Origin of the sequence: Pedobacter sp. W3I1, assembly GCF_030816015.1 — a bacterium.
Taxonomy (GTDB): domain Bacteria; phylum Bacteroidota; class Bacteroidia; order Sphingobacteriales; family Sphingobacteriaceae; genus Pedobacter.
This window is the reverse complement of sequence record NZ_JAUSXN010000001.1, coordinates 228,968-248,318: the sequence shown is the minus strand read 5'-3', so window position 1 is coordinate 248,318 and position 19,351 is coordinate 228,968. Positions and strand designations below refer to the sequence as shown.

Here is a 19,351-nt window from a genome sequence, read left to right as displayed (position 1 = left end):
AGGCTTTAACTTTAACCTCTTATTGCCAAGCAAACTAACTTTTATATACACATGAAGAGAAACTTTAAGGTACTTGCCCTTGCAGGTATCGTAGCACTTGGTGTAGCCGGATCAGGATCCGTATATGCCCAGAAAAAATCTAAAACCACAAAAGGGGCTACTCCTGCAACTCCAGCCCCGGCAGCGGCTCCAAAAAAAGAAGGAATTAAACCATTTTCTGAAGTAATTACGGCAAAAGCCAGAACAACAAACGGTTTATTCAAAACACACAAAGTAGATGATAAATGGTATTTTGAGATACCAGATTCGATGATTAACCGCGAAATGCTTGTCGTTACCCGTTTGGCAAAAGTACCGGCAGGAGTAAAAGTGGGCAACCAGCAATATGGTGGTGAGCAATTAAATGAGCAGGTATGGAAATGGGAGCGTAGAGGTAAACAAGTTTACATCCGTGTACCAAGCTATGCAACAAAGGCCGATCCAAACAGCGATATGTACGAATCGGTGCAAAACTCTAATCTTGCACAGATTTTAGCCAGTTTTGAAATTAAGGCCTATAATAAAGATACCACGGGCGTTGTGATTGATGTTACCGATTTTTATAATGGTGATGTAATGGCTATTGGTGCTACTGATCAGATCCGTAAGGCATATAAAGTTACCATGTACGATGCAACACGCTCTTATATCGATACGGTAAAAACTTTCCCTATTAATGTTGAAGTAAAAACGGCTAAAACTTACCGTGCAGCAGAATCTCCAACTGATAATAGTAATGGAGCGGTTACTTTCGAATTCAATACATCGATGTTATTATTGCCAAAAATCCCAGTAAAAGCCAGAATAATGGATAGCAGGGTTGGTTTTTTTGGTCAATCTCAAATCGATTACGGAAGCAATGCACAAAAGGCAGAGCGCACAGCCTACATTCACCGCTGGAATTTAGTTCCGAAAGATACAAACGCTTACAAACGTGGTGAATCGGTAGAACCAGTAAAACCTATTGTCATTTATATCGACCCTGCAACACCAAAAAAATGGGTGCCGTTTTTGATTCAGGGAATTAACGATTGGCAGGTAGCATTCGAAGCTGCTGGTTTCAAAAATGCCATTATTGGTAAAGAGGCACCAACACCACAACAAGATCCTCAGTTTAGCGTAGAAGATTCCAGGTATTCGGTTGTTCGTTATTTTGCATCAGATATTGCAAATGCTTACGGCCCGCACATTAGCGATCCGCGTACCGGACAAATTTTAGAAACGCATATTGGCTGGTACCATAATGTAATGAACCTATTGCATAACTGGTATTTTGTACAAACTGCAGCTATTAATCCTGAAGTGCGTAAAGCTAAATTTACCGATGCGCAAATGGGCGAATTAATCCGTTTTGTTTCTTCACACGAGATTGGCCATACTTTAGGTTTACCGCATAATTTTGGCTCTAGCTATGCTTACCCGGTTGATTCGTTACGTTCAAAAGCATTTACAGATAAACATGGTACTGCGCCATCAATTATGGATTATGCGCGTTTTAACTACATCGCTCAACCTGGCGATGGTGTAACCAAACTTCACCCTCAAATTGGAGAATACGATAAATGGGTAGTGAAATGGGGATATTCCTGGATTCCTGGAGACAAAACTGCCGAGCAGGAAAAAGAAATTTTAGATCAGTGGACACTAAAAAATGCAGGTAATCCTTTATATTTCTACGGGCGTCAGGGAACTTCATTAGACCCTCGTTTGCAGAGCGAAGATTTGGGCGACAATGCAATGAAAGCAAGTACTTATGGTATTGCCAACTTAAAACGCATTTTGCCTAACGTAGAGAAATGGACTTATCAAAAAGGAAAAGATTATAGCGATTTAAAAGAAATTTACACCGAAATTGTTGGCCAGTTTAACCGTTATATGGGGCATGTGGCAACAAACGTTGGTGGATTAAGCGAAAACTTTAAAACCTACGAGCAAAAAGGGCCAGTTTATGCCTATTTGCCAAAAGCAAAACAAAAAGAAGCTATTGCTTTTTTTAATCAACAATTATTCACTACGCCACTTTGGTTAATCAGCAATGATCAACTGAGTAAATTTGATAATGGTGTATTGTTAAACCGTATTAAAAGTGTTCAGGCAAATACTTTAGGCAATTTATTATCTGCTTCCCGTATTGCGCGTTTGTTAGATAACGAAACTAAAAACGGCGCTGCCAAAGCATATACCTTGCCTGAATTATTTACCGACTTAAGATCATCGGTTTTTGTTGCAGGAAGAGCAGATGCATTTAAACGTAATTTACAACGTGCTTATGTAGACCGTTTGCAGGATTTAATGACTAAAGAAGCAGAACTTCCGGTTGGGTTCCCTGTAGATTATGCCGCAAGTTATGGTTTAACTCCAATCAATGTTGGCTTATCTGATATCAGACCATTGGTTAGATCAGAGTTAAAAACCTTATTGGCTACTACAAAAGCGAGGGCTGCAGCAGGCGATGCCATTACCAAAGCACATTACGAAGATTTGAATATCAGAATTAAAGATATTTTAGATCCAAAGAAATAAATGATTGAATAAAAAGAGATAGGCCATTCAATCATTCAAAATTCCTTCATTCAATCATTCTCTCATTCAAACTCAATCATTAAAAAAGCGGGGCAGATCAACAAATGATCGCTCCGCTTTTTTTTGACCAAACCTATCAGGTTTCAGTCAAAGGTTCGTCATCTCGACTGCAGTGCAACGGAATGGAGAGATCTATTGTCGCAGATTTTGCTTCGCAGAGCCTTCGGGTTCTCGGCTTCGTTACACTTCACTCGAAATGACGAATCTATTGTATAATTCTTGATGCTTTAAGCTAAACCACACAACAGTTTTTTAATTTTATGATCAAAACAGCTATTATGCTTAAAAAATTATTATTTGCCATTACCTTATTTACATACAGTTTATCTGCTTTTAGCCAAAATGCAGATTCGTTAACGATCGTAAAAACCAAATGGCATAAAAACAGAATTGCCAGGCAGGTGGTTTTATTCCAACATCACTTTGATCAGAAAAATCTTTTTGCTGCGAACGAAAACATTTCGTTTTTAGAAATAAAAAATACTGGCCGAAAGGCGGTTTTTGCTATTGGAGCTGAAGAAAAAGACCTGATTACTACCCGTGATTTTGGATTACGCGATACAGCAATTGCTGCGATAAATGGCAATTTTTTCGATGTGAAAAACGGAGGTTCGGTAGATTTTGTTCGCGTTAATGGAAAAACACTGAGTACTAACCGACTGGATAAGAATGGAAGTCGGGCAAGGCACCAGGAAGCAGCAGTTGTAATTGAAAACGGTAAAATTTCGATCCAAAAGTGGGATGGAACAACAGACTGGGAAACAAAAATGACTGCTCAAAATGTTTTGTTAAATGGCCCTTTATTAACCCTAAACCATGTTGATGAAAAGCTAGATACGACCGGATTTAGCCGTTTGCGCCATCCGCGTACCTGTCTGGGTATAAAACCCAACGGAAGGGTGATTTTGTTAACCGTTGATGGAAGAAATGAAAACTCAGCAGGCATGAGTTTGTTCGAACTGACCAAATTAATGCGTTGGTTAGGCTGCACCAGTGCCCTAAATTTTGATGGTGGTGGTTCTACAACTTTGTGGGTAAACGGAATGCCTGATCATGGCGTTATCAACTACCCAACTGATAATAAAAAATGGGACCATGAAGGACAGCGTAAAGTTGCTAACGTCATTTTGGTGAAAAAACCAGCCAGGAGATAAACCTGCATCTATAAACAACCATGTTTAGCTCTGGTTAAAAAAACTTATTTTAGCCAAAGATTTTTGTTGAAATGATTAAAAATACGATATACTTTTTCTTTTTTGTGCTGATGCTTTCTGCCTGTAAGTTTGGCTCTAAAACCAGCGATCCGACGTTAAGAGATTTTACTTTCGAGCCTGTAAAAGGCATTCGTTATCAAGAGGTAAAACGACGCTTTAAAAATGGACTTTCTTTTAATGCCGAAGGTTTTATGCAAAAGCCATCCTGGATCATCGAAGTAGCCAAAGAAGATACCATGATGGCCTGGAGCCCCCAGAAAAAGAAGATGCAAAAGTTTTACATGCAATACGATCATGGAAACGTATATAATTTCGCTGCAGAATTTTTTAAGGTAAAGCATATCAGTAAAGATAGCCTGGTTTTTCAGCGTGTGCAGGTAAACGGAAAGGTAATTGCCGCAGATGTACGCTCGGATGTGAACATGACCTTTTACGCACAGGATTACATTAAAAATAAACTGAAAGCAAAGGCTTCCGATCTGCAAAAACCAACCAAAGCCGATACTGCTTTTATCGAGAAACGTTCTGCTGAGGTTAATGCCAATAGCGATAGTGCTTTTGCCGCTACAGATCCGGTTCAATTTATCCCTAAAAGCAAAATTGTAAGGGTCGAAAAAATCAGTACGGTAGACCGGACGAATAACAGAACTGAGGCTTACGATTATATGTTTCCGCAATATATTATCAGGATAGACCGGGCTTATAAAGATTTTGCTTATCAGGTTGCTGCGGTGGTCGATTTTCAGGGAGGGATACATGTAAAAACGATTTATAATGTGCTTCCCGAGAATGTTGAGGCTAAAAAAAAGGTGGCTCAGGGAATAGCCGATATTTATGTTCGAAACCTTTTTAATGTTGCTCCCGGAACTACGCTGGGAATTCCGCATAATAGTGAAATTACTTTAACTATAATTGGGAAGACAATTAAAAAGCCTTAATAATCTGCTATTTACAAAATTTTAACGTTAAAAAAATGTTAAAATTTATTTTGATTTTAAAAATTAAAACTTACCTTGCATACTTAATTTTAATATTTAATACAATGCAAGAAGGCACAGTAAAATTCTTCAATGTAACTAAAGGTTTTGGCTTTATCGTACCTGCGAATGGCGATAGCGAAATCTTTGTTCATTCAACAGGTCTTATCGACGAAATCCGTGAAAACGACAAAGTACAGTACGAAGTTGCTAACGGTAAAAAAGGCTTAAATGCCGTTAATGTGAAAGTAATTTAATTTATTTATCATATTTACAGAGAAGGCTGCTTTCTTGCGATGGCGGCCTTTTTTTGTTTTCATTTTTGCTCTCTTTCAAATAGATTTAGATCTTATTCTAGTACATCATGACCCATTACTTTATCATTCCTGGTTTGGGTAATTCAGGCCCTGATCACTGGCAAACGCATTTCGAAAAATCTGGGGATCAATTTATCCGCATTAATCAACAAGACTGGGATACACCTGCCAGCAAAGATTGGATTGAAACCATTAATCAGGCCCTTGTTGGGTATGATTTGGCCAATGTGATTTTAATTGGCCACAGTTTGGGCTGTACTGCAATTGCCAATTGGGCAAAACAATATCAAAAGGAAATTAAAGGAGCTTTACTGGTTGCACCAAGTGATTTAGAAGCACCCCGATATAACTTCCCAACAGTGGGTTTCGATCATGTACCTCTAGATAAAATAAACTTTAAATCCATTGTTGTAGCCAGTTCGAATGATGAATGGGTAACAATAGAAAGAGCTGAGTTCTTTGCCCAAAATTGGGGAAGTGAATTTATTAATATCGGCAATGCTGGCCATATTAATGCCGACGCTGGTTTTGGTGTGTGGCCAGAGGGATTGGAGATTTTAAAAAAATTGGGGTAAAATTTGCCCTTCTGAGTTCCCGCAGATTCCGAGAAAGGCGCAGATGAACATAAATCTGCGTAAATCAATTTGATCTGCGGGAGCTATTTAAGCTATATCTTACTTCTGAGCCACTTTCTTCCTTAAAAACTGATCAAGAAAAATCAATCCAATCACCAGATCTGCAAAAAGAAAGGCATAAATAGTCGTAGGCGTAATGTATTTATCGAAATTAAAATCGAAATTCACCTTCAAATCGAATTGAGGCATTTCGAGGTTAACATTATAAAATACATAACCTAATAAGGCCAGTAGAGAGATCACGAAAAAACCGCCAATACTGTAAATAATCTTTTTATCGACCTTTGTTTTCATGGCTACCGGGGCTGGAGCCAAAGCAATACTTTCCATTACATTCCTGTTGAAAGACATAGAAGGTTCATCAAGATCGAGCTCATTAAAAACTAAATTAAGTTTTAGTAAATCCTCGTATTGTGCTTTAATCTCTGCATTCGAATCAATTTTTTCTTCAATGGCTTTTTTTGATGAATCATCCAGATTTCCATCAATATAGTCCCAAAGCTGTTGTTCTATTGTATTCATAGTAACTCCTTTACTTCATCTTTTAACAAATATTGTAATTTTTCTTTAAGTCTTTGCCTGGCCCTGTGCAACTTCACTTTTATTGTGTTGGGTTCCATGTGCAGTGCTTCGCCAATTTCTTCTAAACTCTGTTCGCCTTTGTAAAATAGGGTAATAATAGCGGCATCATCTGGTAAAAGCTGGGTAATGGCAATATTTAAAAAAGCATGGCTATCCTGCTTTTCATAACCGTTTGCGTTAAAACTGGAGGTCTGATTTTCGAGCTGCAGAACGGTACTTTCATCATGAATAGATGTCGTATCTAAACGGTTTTTCCTTAAAAAAGTCATGGCAGTAGTATAGGTAATGGTATACAGCCAGGTACTAAATTTAGCCGTTTGTTTAAATGTACCTAAGGCTTTATATGCTTTTACAAAGCAATCCTGCGCAATTTCTTCAGCATCTTCCCTGTTTTTCGAAAACCTTAAAGCAAGCGTAAATACAAACCGTTGATGGCGTTTTACCAACAAAGCATACTGAGCGGTTTCACCGTTCAATACATTTTGTATCAGCGCTAAGTCTGTAAGTTTTTGCTCCATGTTTAGCTGTAAGACTACATTAAAGATAAGCAGGTTACAGGTGAAATATTAAAATTATAATCCTTGGTTAGTTTTTTGGAAATGAAAGGTCAGCTTTTCATTGGAGATTGCAGTCCTGCTGTTCGCTATAGCCCTCATTCTTCGGGGCTGTCGCTGCCATCAGGTTTATGAACAGCGTAGGTGCACCATGCAAGCCCGCAATATGAAATGCTGTTTTAGCCATTTAGCCCAGTTCCAAAGGTTGGTGGCTCACCAACCTTTATTAATCGCCGAAGCGTATAAGCGTAACACCGGAACCAGCTTGGTTTCTTGTGCAGGCTTTGCGCTCCAAAAGAAGAGAATTAAACAGATAAATAAACGATATAGCTTTTTATTTTGGAAATGAAAGGTCAGCTTTTCATTGGAGATTGCAGTCCTGCTGTTCGCTATAGCCCTCATTCTTCGGGGCTGCCGCTGCCATCAGGTTTATGAACAGCGTGGGTGCACCATGCAACCCTAAAATGAAATGCTGTATTAGCCACCTGGCTCAGGGTGAAGCGGTACCCTGCAGGGCAGAGGAACGAATGCCCGAAGCGTACAAGCGTAACAGGGGAACCAGCTTGGTTTCTTGTGCAGGCTTTGCGCTCCGAAAGAAGAAAATAAACGATATAGCTTTTTTATTCTTTGGAAATGAAAGGGCAGTTTTTCATTGGAGATTGCAGTCCTGCTGTTCGCTATAGCCCTCATTCTTCGGGGCTGTCGCTGCCATCAGGTTTATGGACAGCGTGGGTGCACCATGCAACCCTAAAAATGAAATGCGGTATTAGCTACCTAGCCCAGGGTGAAGCGGTACCCTGCAGGGCAGAGGAACGAATGCCCGAAGCGTACAAGCGTAACACGGGAACCAGCTTGGTTTCTTGTGCAGGCTTTGCGCTCCAAAAAAGCAATAAAATAGCCTTTATGGAAAAAACGAGTTTACCAATGTCAAACTTGCGAAGTTTTGCCTGCGCCCTAAAGCCTTTTAAACTTCGCAAGATGGCCTGCGCGCTAGTTTGAAGCAAAAAACTTTAACCCGGCAATAGAACCGATAAGTGTGCAGATAAAAAATATCCGCCAAAAGGTTGCTGGTTCATTGAAATAAACAATCCCGATAATTACTGTGCCTACTGCGCCGATACCTGTCCAAACAGCATAAGCAGTTCCCATGGGTAAAGTTTGGGTTGCTTTATTCAGCAATAAGAAACTTAAAATAATACAGACAAAAAAAGCTGCACTCCATTTTATATTCGAAAAATTGTTCGATAATTTAAGACAGGTGGTAAAGCCAACCTCAAAAAGGCCGGCAATGATTAAGATAATCCAGTTCATGATAAATGTGTTTCTACAAATTTAAGGCACATTTATCGGGGAGCATTTTACAAATGTTAAAAAATGATTTATTTATAAGCTGCTCTTATTCTGCTCAAGGTAACCTGTGTTACGCCCAGGTAAGAGGCAATATGTTTTAAGGCAACTCTTTTAATCAGTTCAGGAGATTGATTTACAAAATCCTGATAACGCTCTGCCGCCCCTTTAAAAGCCCGGTCTATTAATCTTCTTTCAGTAGCAATTAATTCCTGTTCGGCAATTTTTCTGCCCCAGTTGGCAATTTCTAAATGTTGGTTGTAAAGTAAAAAAAGATCGGTTAGCCTGATTTGAATTAAACGGCAGTTTTCCAATAGCTCAATGTTCTCATAGCCGGGACCATTATTAATGTAGCTGTTAAAAGAGAAAAGAACTGCGCCACTTTGTCCAAACCAAAAGGTTATCTGCTGGTTTTCGCCATTAGAATAGGCTCTGGCAATACCGCTTTCGAGGATATAGAAATAAGGTTCGATTTTATCTGCATGGATAATGATCGTTCCCTTTTTGTGTTTAACATATTGAATATGCTTAGAAATCTCATACAGTGAATCAACACTTAATGAGGTAAAAACGGCTATATTTCTAAGTTGTTCAATCAAAATCGATGGCTTTGAAACAAAAATAAGAATGTTTTGGCAAGGTAGCGCCTGATGATTGAATATTGATGTTTAGCTATTTATAATCCGTTGTTTTCCGCCGGTGCACTGGTGATTGATCATTGGTTATTGAATATTTTTTATATAGGGTGTAACCTGATTAAAAAGCATGTAGTCATAATACACAGAACACGGTTCAATTAAACAATAGAATATTTACAATTTAAAAAAATATAATCATGATAGGTATATTAGTTCCCATCTCACTTTTTTTAGGCGCATTCGTAATGATATTTGGAATACGCTATCTCTCAAACAAGGAGAAAATGGCAATGATCGAAAGGGGAATCGATCCGGGTGTACATAAGGCCACACCCAAACCCTTTTTAAGTTTAAAGTTCGGTTTGCTGTTGGTTGGTTTAGGAATTGGTTTGCTGGTAGCACTCTTTACTGTTAGGGGAGTATTCGGCAGTGATATGACAAACAGTGAGCAAGGACAATCGGTAGCCATTTATTTTGGTTGCATCGGGATTTTCGGCGGGCTGGGTTTAATTGTTTCTTATCTGGTAGAAAAGAAATGGCTTGACAATAACAAGTTTTAATTATTAATAAGTCGTGCCGTCAAATGTTTTCATTTGATGAGGAGGAGAGAAGTCAAGTTTCATAGCCAGTTTGCTATAAAATTTGACATCTCGCATTATCAGATATGCTTATGCTGTCAGATGTTACCATCTGACAATTAGTTTTTTAGCATTAAATAACTTGTTTCTTAGATTTGAGTAACAGTGAGATGGTAAGATCTGATAGCACGTTTACTGCGGTTTGTTAATAATCGCGACGGTTAAACGACTGATGCAATTCATTTTTCCGCGTTCGTCATAAATTTTAATTTCCCAAACCTGGGTTTTAGCCCCAATATGTAAGGGCTTGCAAATGCCTTTAACCAAACCGCTTTTTACCGGGCGTAAATGGTTAGCGTTTACTTCTAAACCTACGGCAACATATTTCTCTGGGTCAATACACATATATGAAGCAATACTACCCAATGTTTCGGCTAAAACTACCGAGGCGCCCCCGTGCAAAATCCCCGCGGGTTGGTGCGTGCGCTCATCAACAGGCATGGTTCCGGTAATAAAATCTTCGCCAATTTCGGTAAAGCGGATATCAAGCAACGCCCCGAGGTGATTTTTAGGGCGATTGTTCAGCTCATCAACCGTAAAATTTTTAAACCACATGGTAACGTTCTTTTAAAATGGAAACATGGTGGATAATATGGCCACCTACAATAAATAAAATAGATTTTACATTAATTTCTCTGCCCGAAGCAATTCCTTTTCTGTTTAGTTCGTCGTCGTTTAAAGATTTAAAAAGGTATAAGTTGGCCTTACGTAGCGCAATAAACTCTTCAATCAGATCTTGCAGATCGCGTTGGGCAAAGCGGGCATTGGTTACATAATCGTCTTCTTCGAAACCTGGTAAAGGCTGCTGCTCTTTCCGGGCAAAACAGGTAATGCGATAGGCAAAAACACGTTCAGCATCAATAATATGACCTAACATTTCTTTCAGTGTCCATTTACCTTCGGCATAGGCATAATCAGCCTTATCGGCGTTTGCCCTAAACAAGGCCGGAAGACTTAGCACCTGATCGTTTAAAATTTCGAAAATATCTCGATCTACTTTACTGATATAGGTTTCGCCCCAAGTTGGATATTCGTTAGGCTGTGGTCGGTTCATATCTTAAACTGCTTTTTAATATTATTCTAAAAGTTGTGCCTTTACCCAGTTCAGAGTCTTTTACAAAAATTTCTCCGCTGTGGTAATTTTCTACAATCCGTTTGGTAAGCGATAAACCCAAGCCCCAGCCACGTTTACGCGTGGTATATCCAGGTTGAAAAACCGCATCGAACTTAGACCTTGGAATACCCTTTCCGGTATCGCTCACATCAATAAATACCTGCTCTTTAGCTAAATTTTCTATAATATTGATGGAAATTGAGCCTTCGTTTTCGATGGCATTTGCTGCATTTTTTAAAAGGTTTTCAATCACCCAATCAAACAATGGAACGTTTAACATCGCTCTTACCTGCTCATCGCCAGTAATGCTGAATTTAACCTTATCTGAAGTACGCACTTTAAAATACCGGATAAAATCGCTCACTACGATATAAACCGTATGGTCTTCAAGTATAGGTTTAGAACCGATTTTCGAGAAACGGTCGGTAATAATTTCCAATCGTTTAATATCGTTCTCCATTTCGGCAATCAACGGATCATCTTCTGCATCAAATTTCGATTTCATCAACTCTGTCCAGGCCATAAGCGATGATATTGGTGTACCCAACTGGTGGGCAGTTTCTTTGGCTAAACCTACCCAAACATGGTCTTGTTCATCTTTCCGCGCAGAACTAAACGCAGCATATGCAGTTAAAAGGAAAAGAAAGATAACCCCCATTTGGATGTATGGGAAATACCTCAGCTGTGTTAGAATAAATGAATCGCGATAGTAAGCCTTAAACTTCTTGCCCAAAAAATTCATTTCATCAGGTGGATGCTGCGCCTTCATCTGTCTTAACTGCCGTACAAAATATAAGCTATCGTAAGTGAGTTTAGTATCTGCAACGGGGTAATTGGTTTTGGTGCTGTCTAAACCAAAAAAAGAGGTAATCGTTCCTGCAGAATCGACCATGATTACAGGAGTTTTCGTGTTTTTTCTTACTGTTTCTACAATTACGAAGTAATCATCATTATCGTATAAAAACATAGCCCGTTCCTGAATTTTAACCCAAAGATGAAACTGGGCGGCCTCTTCACGTTCCATTTTTTTTACAAAAGAATCGGTGTAAAATACTGAGGCAATGCCAATTAAGATGGCAAAAATGAGAAGGAAAAACTTCCAGCGGCGTTTCTTTTGATAGGGGTTCATGCTTTAGCTAGCCAAATTACAATAACAAAACGAAAAAAACATAAAACCATTATGCTTTTTCAAAAACCTTATAGCAATCATTTTGAATACATAAGAGCTTCATCACAGATGAAAACACTATAAAATGGATGAAAAACATATCTTTGTGCCGAGCATAGTGCATGGCGCATTGAGCATGGATTGCACCATGGCTCTAAGCCGATAACTCCCTGCTCTTTGCTTAATCATGGATAAGAAAGTTAGAGTAAGATTTGCCCCAAGCCCAACCGGAGGTTTGCATTTAGGTGGTGTGCGCACTGCCCTGTTCAATTATTTATTTGCGAAAAAAAATAATGGAACTTTTGTACTTCGTGTAGAAGATACCGATCAAAACCGCTTTGTAGAAGGCGCAGAACAATATATTGTGAACTGTTTAGATTGGTGCGGCATTACACCAGATGAAAGTCCTGATAAGCCAGGTGCTTATGGCCCGTATCGCCAAAGCGAACGCAAACCAGGTTACCGTAAATTTGCCGAACAGTTAATTAGCGATGGTTATGCTTATTACGCTTTCGATACCCCGGAAGATTTAGATGCTAAACGTAAAGAAATCCCAAATTTCCAATATGGGCAGGCCACACGTATGCAAATGCGCAATTCTTTAACCCTTACCATTAGCGAGGTAGAAGAGTTATTGGCTGCCAAAACACCACATGTTATCCGTATTAAAGTACCAGCCGATGAAATTGTACATTTTAACGACTTAATCCGTGGTGACGTAAGTTTCGAAACCTCGTTGGTTGATGATAAAGTATTGTTAAAAGCAGATGGAATGCCAACCTACCATTTAGCCGTTGTGGTTGATGATAGGGCGATGGAAATTAGTCATGCTTTTAGGGGAGAAGAATGGTTACCTTCGGCACCTGTTCATATTTTACTTTGGAAATATTTAGGTTGGGAAGCGGAGATGCCTGCATGGGCGCATTTACCTTTAATCTTAAAGCCAGATGGACATGGGAAATTAAGTAAACGTGATGGCGACCGATTAGGTTTCCCGGTTTATGCCATGAACTGGATCGACCCTAAAACAGGCGATATAACCAAGGGATTTAAAGAGATGGGCTTTATGCCCGAAGCTTTTATCAATATGCTGGCACTTTTAGGCTGGAATGATGGTACCGACCAGGAGTTATTCTCGTTAAAAGAACTGGAAGAAAAATTCTCGATAGAAAGAATTAGTAAGGCAGGGGCGAAATTCGATTTTGAAAAGGCCAAGTGGTATAACCACGAGTGGATTAAACAGTCTTCAGTTGGCAGTTTACATTTGGCAGTTAAAGCCGAGTTGGAAAAAGCAGGAATTGAAGTAAAAGACGAAGCTTTTTTAAACACCATAATCGAATTAATTAAAGATCGCTGTACACTATTGCCCGATTTTGTGGCACAGAGCAGTTACTTTTTTGTTTCACCAACAGCATATGACGTAAACTCGGTAAAGCCAAAATGGACAGCTGAAAAAGCTGATTTTTTTAAAACTTTTGCCGATGGTTTAATATTAAGCGATGCCGTTTCTGCTGAAGCAGCATTTAAAGCTCTGGCCGAAGAAAAAGGCTTTAAACCAGGCGAATTGATGTTGCCTTTCCGCATTATGCTAGTTGGCGGTAAATTTGGACCAGGTGTTTTTGATATTGCTGTATTATTGGGCATAGCAGAAACTAAAGCAAGGATTGCAAAGGCAATTGCTGTTTTTAATAGCTAGTATGTGCCTAAGGGGGTACAAAGCAATAATAGGAGAAGTCAGGTTTAAACCCGACTTCTTTTTTTTGCCACAACGCGAAAGAATAAAATCAATAAAAATAATTTATACTTTAGTATAACAATTGTTCCGTAATTAAGGTTATACATTAAACTAAAAAAAATATTATGCAATGGTTTGGTAAAGGCAGTAATAATGTAGAAGACGGTAGAAGTGGTGGTGGCGGAAAAACCATTCTGGGTGGTGGCGTTGGTATAATAATCGTTGTGCTCGGCTTAATTTTTGGTAAAGATTTAACAGGTTTGGTGAGTCAGATTCCAGCTACTGCAGGGACGGAGGAAGTAAAGCAGGGCGTACCAGCTAATGATCCACAGGCACAGTTTGTATCGGGTGTTCTCGAATCGACCGAGCAGGTTTGGGATAAGGAATTTCAGGCCATGGGCAAACAGTATGAGTATCCTAAACTCAGACTATTTAGGGAAGCTGTGCAAACCGCTTGTGGGAATGCAGGTGCGAACGTGGGGCCGTTTTACTGCCCTGGCGACCATAAAGTATACATCGATTTATCATTTTACGACGACTTAAAAAACCGTTTCGGTGCTGCGGGTGATTTTGCCCAGGCTTATGTAATTGCACATGAGGTTGGCCATCACGTTCAAAATTTATTGGGAATTTCGGAAAAGCTAGATCAGGCGCGTGGCCAGGTTAGCGAAAAAGAATATAACCGTTTGTCAGTAAAATTAGAGCTCCAAGCCGATTTTTTTGCCGGACTTTGGGCGCACAATGCACAAAATCTTAAAGATTTTAAATTGGAAGAAGGTGATATAGAAGAAGCATTAACTGCTGCCAATGCCATAGGCGATGATAAATTGCAAAAACAGGCTACAGGCGATGTTCAACCCGACTCTTTTACCCACGGCACCTCTGCGCAGCGCATGTACTGGTTTAAAAAAGGCTTCGAAACCGGAGATATTAAACAAGGCGATACCTTTAATTCAAACAATTTATAAAAAATAAAAACTTTTTTAAAATCGCATTGTTTGTTTACAGTTAATGAGATTTTTATCTCAAAACCAAACATAATTATCCCGGCTTCTTATTTGTTTTAATAAAGATGATCCTTATAGTTGATGACAGGCCCGAAAACCTGATCTCGTTACAGAAAGTACTCCAGGCACATAATTTTGAGGTTGATACCGCATCATCTGGCGAAGAAGCGCTGAAAAAAGTTTTAAAAAATAACTACGTCCTGATTATTCTAGATGTACAAATGCCAGATATGGATGGCTTTGAGGTAGCTGAAGCTATTTCGGGTTTTAGTAAGGGCAAAAGATACGGCTATTATATTTCTTTCTGCTGTAAATACAGAGTTAAAATTTATTACCAAAGGATACCTGAGCGGCGGATTGGATTACATTACCAAGCCCGTTGATATTAATGTGCTGCTCCTTAAAATAAAAACATTTTATCGCATTTACGAGCAGAATAGAAAGCTTAATGAGGTGCAGGAAAAATTGCTTGAAGAAATCGAATTCCGAAAGCAGGCCGAGCATAAAAAAGATGAATTTATCAGCATTGCCAGCCATGAGCTTAAAACGCCTTTAACAAGTGTAAAAGGGTATATTCAGCTGTTGCAGCGCAGCCTTAACAGAGATGATAAAACCATGGCCCTGAACCATCTCGAAAAAGCCAGCATCCAGCTCGAAAAACTGAACGAATTAATTGTCGATCTGCTCGATATTTCTAAAATTGAAAGCGGTAAGATGAAGTTTAACATGAAACGCTTTTGCGCTGATGATATGGTGAATAATGCGATTGAGATGTTGCAACATTCAAATCCTGATTTTAAAATCACCAGGCTTGGCAAAACAGATGAAATGATTTTTGGTGATGAAATGCGGTTGGAGCAGGTTGTAATCAATTTCATTACCAATGCCATTAAATATGCTCCAGGCACCAATCAGGTTAATGTAACCACACATATTAAAGATGAAAAGCTTTATCTGGCCGTTAAAGATTTTGGTATTGGTATTTCAAAAGAACAGCAGCATAAAATTTTTGATAAATTTTATCGGGTAGAAGAAAACAGTAACCGGTTTAATGGCCTGGGAATTGGCTTATATATCTGTTCAGAAATCATCAACCGCCACGGGGGTACGATTGGTGTAAACAGTGTCCCAGACGAGGGTTCTGAATTTTATTTCATTATCCCCACCACAGAAGAAGAAATCCTTAAAAATCAAATCTAATTATCCTGAATCCATATAATGAAAACAACTCTTAAAAATAATTTACGTTTAGGCCTTGGCTTATCGCTAATTATTCTATTTATTAGTTCACTGGCCTCTTATGTAAGTATTAACAACCTTATTAAAAGTACCGAACTGGTAAAAAAAAGTGATGAGGTGATATTAAATGCGGAGAGTATTATATCCTATTTAAAAGACGCCGAAACTGGTCAGCGGGGTTTTTTATTAACGGGAAACAAGGTGTTTTTAACGCCTTACTACGGCGCCAGTGATTCGGCAGCTTTGATATTAAAGAAAGTTGAACTCGATACCAGGGATAATAGCGTACAGCAAAAAAATGTAGCCGCACTTAAAAGTATTCTTTTTAAAAGACTGGATATTATTAAATCGACCATAGAGATTAAAACTTTGGGCGGTGTTATTGATCCTACGGTTTTGTTTCAAGGCAAGGTTTATATGGATGAGGCCAGGGCTATTGTGAGTAAAATGGTAGCTGAAGAGAAAAGACTGCTTGAAGAAAGAACCAACGAATTAAATAAACTTACTTCTTATACCCCGGTACTGATTTTAATTGCAGCGCTTATTGCCATTCTCATCACTTTGTTTTTTTACCGGAGAGTATCAATTGATTTTGATGAACGTGTTAAACTTCAACAGGAAATTGAAGATAAAAAATACGAGATGGAGAAACGTATTGCTGCCATTAAAGAAATTGCCTATCAAATTTCTAATGGTAATTATGGCGTAAAACTCGATAGCCAAACCCAGGATGATATTGGCGAGCTTTCCGAATCGCTAAATACAATGTCATTATCCTTGAAAAAATCTTTCGATACTTTAGAAGAGAATGAATGGTTGCAAACTGGCGTAGCTAACCTAAACGTAAAAATGGTTGGCGAAAAAGACGTTTTCCATTTAGCAGAAGATATTATAGAGTTTTTGGCTATTTATACTAAGAGCCAGATCGGTGCCATTTATTTATTTAAAGATGATGGATACCTGCATTTGAAGGGGCAATATGCTTTACAGCGACAAAATCTAATCCAAACCATGGAACTTGGCCAGGGCTTAATTGGCCAGGCGGTTAAATCAGGTAAGCCTATATTGTTGGATGATGTTCCGCAGAACGAACTAACCATTACACATGCCACGGGTAATATTAAACCCGCGCAGGTAATTGTGCTACCAATTATTAGAAATGAAATTTCAATAGGCGGTTTAGAATTAGGCACTATTGGTAAATACAGCGATCTGCAATTGCACTTTTTAAACCTGGTTTTATCTGATGTGGGTACCGCCTTATTGGGTGCACAGAACAGGCAAAAGCTGCAGCAGTTGTTGGAAGAAACGCAGGCACAATCAGAAGAGTTGCAGGTTCAGCACAATGAGTTAGAAGGCTTAAATGCAGAGCTCGAAGCACAGGCACAGAAACTTCAGGCCAGCGAAGAAGAATTACGTGTACAGCAAGAAGAACTGTTGCAAAGTAACCAGGAGCTGGAAGAAAGAAGCAGCTTATTGGAAGAAAAAAATGAGCTCATAGAAGAACGCAATATAGAGATTCAGCAAAAGGCTGAAGCTTTAGAACTGAGTACAAGGTATAAGTCAGAATTTTTGGCCAATATGTCGCACGAGTTAAGAACACCACTCAACTCGATATTGTTATTGTCGAGATTAATGGCCGAAAATGAAGCTATGGATCCTGAGCATCAGGAATATGCAGCGGTTATTCAAAGCTCAGGCCAGGGCCTTTTAAGTTTAATCGACGAAATTTTAGACCTTTCTAAAATCGAAGCTGGCAAAATGGAGCTCGATAGAACAAATATTAAGGTTGACGAGATCATTCTTAACATGCGTTCGCTGTTTAACCCCTTAGCTAAAGAGAAGAACCTAAACTTTATTATCGAAAAATCGGCAGAAGTTCCTGAGTTTTTTCATACCGATAAAATGCGCCTGGAGCAGATTATTAAAAACCTGCTATCAAACGCCATTAAATTTACTACCATAGGTACTGTAACCCTAAATATCAATAAAAACGAAAAGTTAGGGGCATTGGTATTTAAAGTTACCGATACGGGCGTAGGTATTGCACCCGAAAAGCAAGGCATGGTATTCGAGGCTTTTCAACAGGCAGATGGCTCTACACGCCGCAAATTTGGCGGCACCGGCCTGGGGCTTTCCATTAGTAGAGAATTGGCCAAACTATTGGGCGGGTATATTGATTTAAAAAGTACAGAGGGCGAAGGGAGTATTTTTACACTCACCTTACCTATTGATATAAATAAAGGCTTTGATGGTGTTGTGCCAAGTGTAGACAAACCGGTAATCGCCGCAGAGGCTCCATTTAAAAAAGTGAGCCATTTAACAGTCGAAAATATTCCGCAAGAGATTGAAGATGATCGCGATAATATTCAGCCTGATGATAAAGTGATTTTAATTGTTGAGGATGATACTCCTTTTGCTAAAACACTGTTAGATTTTACCCGGAAAAGAAATTATAAAGGTTTGGTTGCCGTTCGTGGTGATGCGGGTATTGAAATGGCGAAAACGTTTAAACCACTTGCCATTTTACTCGATATCCAATTGCCCGTTAAAGATGGCTGGCAGGTAATGGAAGAGCTGAAATCAGATCCTTCAACACGCCCAATTCCAGTGCACATCATGTCTTCTTTACAGGTTAAGAAAGAAAGTTTGTTAAAAGGTGCGGTAGATTTCATAAATAAGCCTTTTGCTTTTGAGCACATGCAAGAGATATTTTCAAAACTAGAACATGCCTTAAGCCGCCACCCTAAAAAGGTACTTATTGTAGAAGAAAATGAACAACATGCCAAGGCCTTAAGTTATTTTTTAAGCAATTTTAATATTCAGACAGAAATTGTTAACCAGGTAAACAAAAGTGTTTCTGCCCTGCACAAGCCGGAGGTTAATTGCGTGATTTTGGATATGGGTATTCCTGACAAGCATGCTTACGAAACGCTGGAGGTGGTAAAGAAAACGCCGGGTTTAGAGAATTTACCAATCATCATTTTCACAGGTAAAAACCTTTCAAAAGGAGAAGAAAACCGGATCAAACAATACGCTGATTCCATCGTTGTAAAAACGGCACATTCTTATCAACGTATTTTGGATGAAGCAGGCCTGTTTCTTCACCTGGTAGAAGAAAAAAGCAAGGAAAAAACTAAAACACCTAAAAAGTTTTCCGAATTGCAGGATGTACTGTTTGGTAAAACCGTGCTGATAGCAGATGATGATGTGCGTAACATCTTCTCCTTAACCAAAATGTTGGAACAGCACCAGATGAAAGTTGTAGCAGCCACCGATGGTAAAGAAGCCCTTAAACTATTAAATGAAAACCCTGGAATTGATGTCGTTTTAATGGATATGATGATGCCAGAATTAGACGGTTACGAAACTACAACAGCCATCAGGCAGGATATTAAATACCGGAATCTGCCCATTTTGGCTGTTACTGCAAAAGCAATGATGGGCGATCGCGAAAAGTGTATTGCTGCAGGTGCATCTGATTATATTAGCAAACCAGTAGATATGGATCAGCTGATATCGTTATTAAGGGTATGGTTGTACGAAAATCACCATAAATCATAA

At 39.0% G+C, this 19,351-nt stretch carries 18 protein-coding genes; 11 read left to right on the top strand and 7 right to left on the bottom strand.

Features of this window, described 5'->3' with window-relative positions; all coding sequences use genetic code 11:
• Positions 1-51: 51 nt before the first annotated feature.
• From QF042_RS01050 to QF042_RS01030, 5 genes are all read left to right on the top strand, one after another.
• The gene (locus QF042_RS01050) at positions 52-2,562 is read left to right on the top strand and encodes a zinc-dependent metalloprotease (protein ID WP_307524459.1); all 2,511 of its coding nucleotides are present in this window, start codon (positions 52-54) and stop codon (positions 2,560-2,562) included.
• A gap of 338 nt (positions 2,563-2,900) precedes the next feature.
• The gene (locus QF042_RS01045) at positions 2,901-3,776 is read left to right on the top strand and encodes a phosphodiester glycosidase family protein (RefSeq protein WP_307524457.1); all 876 of its coding nucleotides are present in this window, start codon (positions 2,901-2,903) and stop codon (positions 3,774-3,776) included.
• Between the two features lie 71 nt (positions 3,777-3,847).
• Complete coding sequence (locus QF042_RS01040) at positions 3,848-4,774, top strand: hypothetical protein (protein WP_307524455.1); 927 nt, start codon at positions 3,848-3,850, stop codon at positions 4,772-4,774.
• Positions 4,775-4,878: 104 nt separating this feature from the next.
• Positions 4,879-5,070, top strand: coding sequence for a cold-shock protein (locus tag QF042_RS01035; protein WP_025141747.1), 192 nt, complete (start codon positions 4,879-4,881; stop codon positions 5,068-5,070).
• Positions 5,071-5,177: 107 nt separating this feature from the next.
• Positions 5,178-5,705 (top strand): alpha/beta hydrolase, encoded by a 528-nt coding sequence (locus QF042_RS01030; RefSeq protein ID WP_307524449.1) that lies wholly within the window; start codon positions 5,178-5,180, stop codon positions 5,703-5,705.
• Positions 5,706-5,804: 99 nt separating this feature from the next.
• Here QF042_RS01030 and QF042_RS01025 read toward each other — a convergent pair whose 3' ends face one another.
• From QF042_RS01025 to QF042_RS01010, 4 genes are all read right to left on the bottom strand, one after another.
• Positions 5,805-6,287: an anti-sigma factor gene (locus QF042_RS01025; RefSeq protein WP_307524447.1), complete on the bottom strand. Its 483-nt coding sequence runs from the start codon at positions 6,285-6,287 to the stop codon at positions 5,805-5,807.
• Entirely contained in the window at positions 6,284-6,865 is a 582-nt protein-coding gene (locus QF042_RS01020) for an RNA polymerase sigma factor (protein ID WP_307524445.1), read from the bottom strand. Before QF042_RS01020 ends, QF042_RS01025 begins: the two co-directional genes overlap by 4 nt.
• A 1,026-nt stretch (positions 6,866-7,891) precedes the next feature.
• Positions 7,892-8,212: a multidrug efflux SMR transporter gene (locus tag QF042_RS01015; RefSeq protein WP_307524442.1), complete on the bottom strand. Its 321-nt coding sequence runs from the start codon at positions 8,210-8,212 to the stop codon at positions 7,892-7,894.
• 68 nt (positions 8,213-8,280) lie between these two features.
• A complete protein-coding gene (locus QF042_RS01010; RefSeq protein WP_307524440.1) occupies positions 8,281-8,847 on the bottom strand; it encodes a Crp/Fnr family transcriptional regulator in 567 nt (188 codons plus the stop codon).
• Positions 8,848-9,083: 236 nt separating this feature from the next.
• Between QF042_RS01010 and QF042_RS01005 the strand changes: the two genes are divergently transcribed.
• Positions 9,084-9,446: a DUF6249 domain-containing protein gene (locus QF042_RS01005; protein WP_307524438.1), complete on the top strand. Its 363-nt coding sequence runs from the start codon at positions 9,084-9,086 to the stop codon at positions 9,444-9,446.
• A gap of 210 nt (positions 9,447-9,656) precedes the next feature.
• On the opposite strand, the gene QF042_RS01000 is transcribed toward QF042_RS01005, so the two are convergent.
• The 3 genes from QF042_RS01000 to QF042_RS00990 are packed head-to-tail and all read right to left on the bottom strand — an operon-like array spanning position 9,657 to position 11,767.
• Positions 9,657-10,079: a hotdog fold thioesterase gene (locus tag QF042_RS01000; protein WP_307524437.1), complete on the bottom strand. Its 423-nt coding sequence runs from the start codon at positions 10,077-10,079 to the stop codon at positions 9,657-9,659.
• Positions 10,069-10,578: a DinB family protein gene (locus QF042_RS00995; protein ID WP_307524435.1), complete on the bottom strand. Its 510-nt coding sequence runs from the start codon at positions 10,576-10,578 to the stop codon at positions 10,069-10,071. The genes QF042_RS01000 and QF042_RS00995 overlap by 11 nt, the downstream gene beginning before the upstream one ends.
• On the bottom strand, positions 10,559-11,767 hold the full coding sequence (locus QF042_RS00990; protein ID WP_307524433.1) for a HAMP domain-containing sensor histidine kinase: 1,209 nt from the start codon (positions 11,765-11,767) through the stop codon (positions 10,559-10,561). The genes QF042_RS00995 and QF042_RS00990 overlap by 20 nt, the downstream gene beginning before the upstream one ends.
• Before the next feature lie 226 nt (positions 11,768-11,993).
• Between QF042_RS00990 and gltX the strand changes: the two genes are divergently transcribed.
• The 5 genes from gltX to QF042_RS00965 all read left to right on the top strand — a co-directional run bounded on the left by gltX (position 11,994) and on the right by QF042_RS00965 (position 19,351).
• On the top strand, positions 11,994-13,502 hold the full coding sequence (gene gltX, locus QF042_RS00985) for a glutamate--tRNA ligase (RefSeq protein ID WP_307524431.1): 1,509 nt from the start codon (positions 11,994-11,996) through the stop codon (positions 13,500-13,502).
• A gap of 164 nt (positions 13,503-13,666) precedes the next feature.
• Complete coding sequence (locus QF042_RS00980) at positions 13,667-14,509, top strand: neutral zinc metallopeptidase (protein WP_307524429.1); 843 nt, start codon at positions 13,667-13,669, stop codon at positions 14,507-14,509.
• Positions 14,510-14,613: 104 nt separating this feature from the next.
• Positions 14,614-14,931, top strand: coding sequence for a PleD family two-component system response regulator (locus QF042_RS00975; protein ID WP_307524428.1), 318 nt, complete (start codon positions 14,614-14,616; stop codon positions 14,929-14,931).
• Positions 14,906-15,748 (top strand): sensor histidine kinase KdpD, encoded by an 843-nt coding sequence (locus QF042_RS00970; protein ID WP_307524426.1) that lies wholly within the window; start codon positions 14,906-14,908, stop codon positions 15,746-15,748. The genes QF042_RS00975 and QF042_RS00970 overlap by 26 nt, the downstream gene beginning before the upstream one ends.
• Before the next feature lie 18 nt (positions 15,749-15,766).
• A complete protein-coding gene (locus QF042_RS00965; protein ID WP_307524424.1) occupies positions 15,767-19,351 on the top strand; it encodes a response regulator in 3,585 nt (1,194 codons plus the stop codon).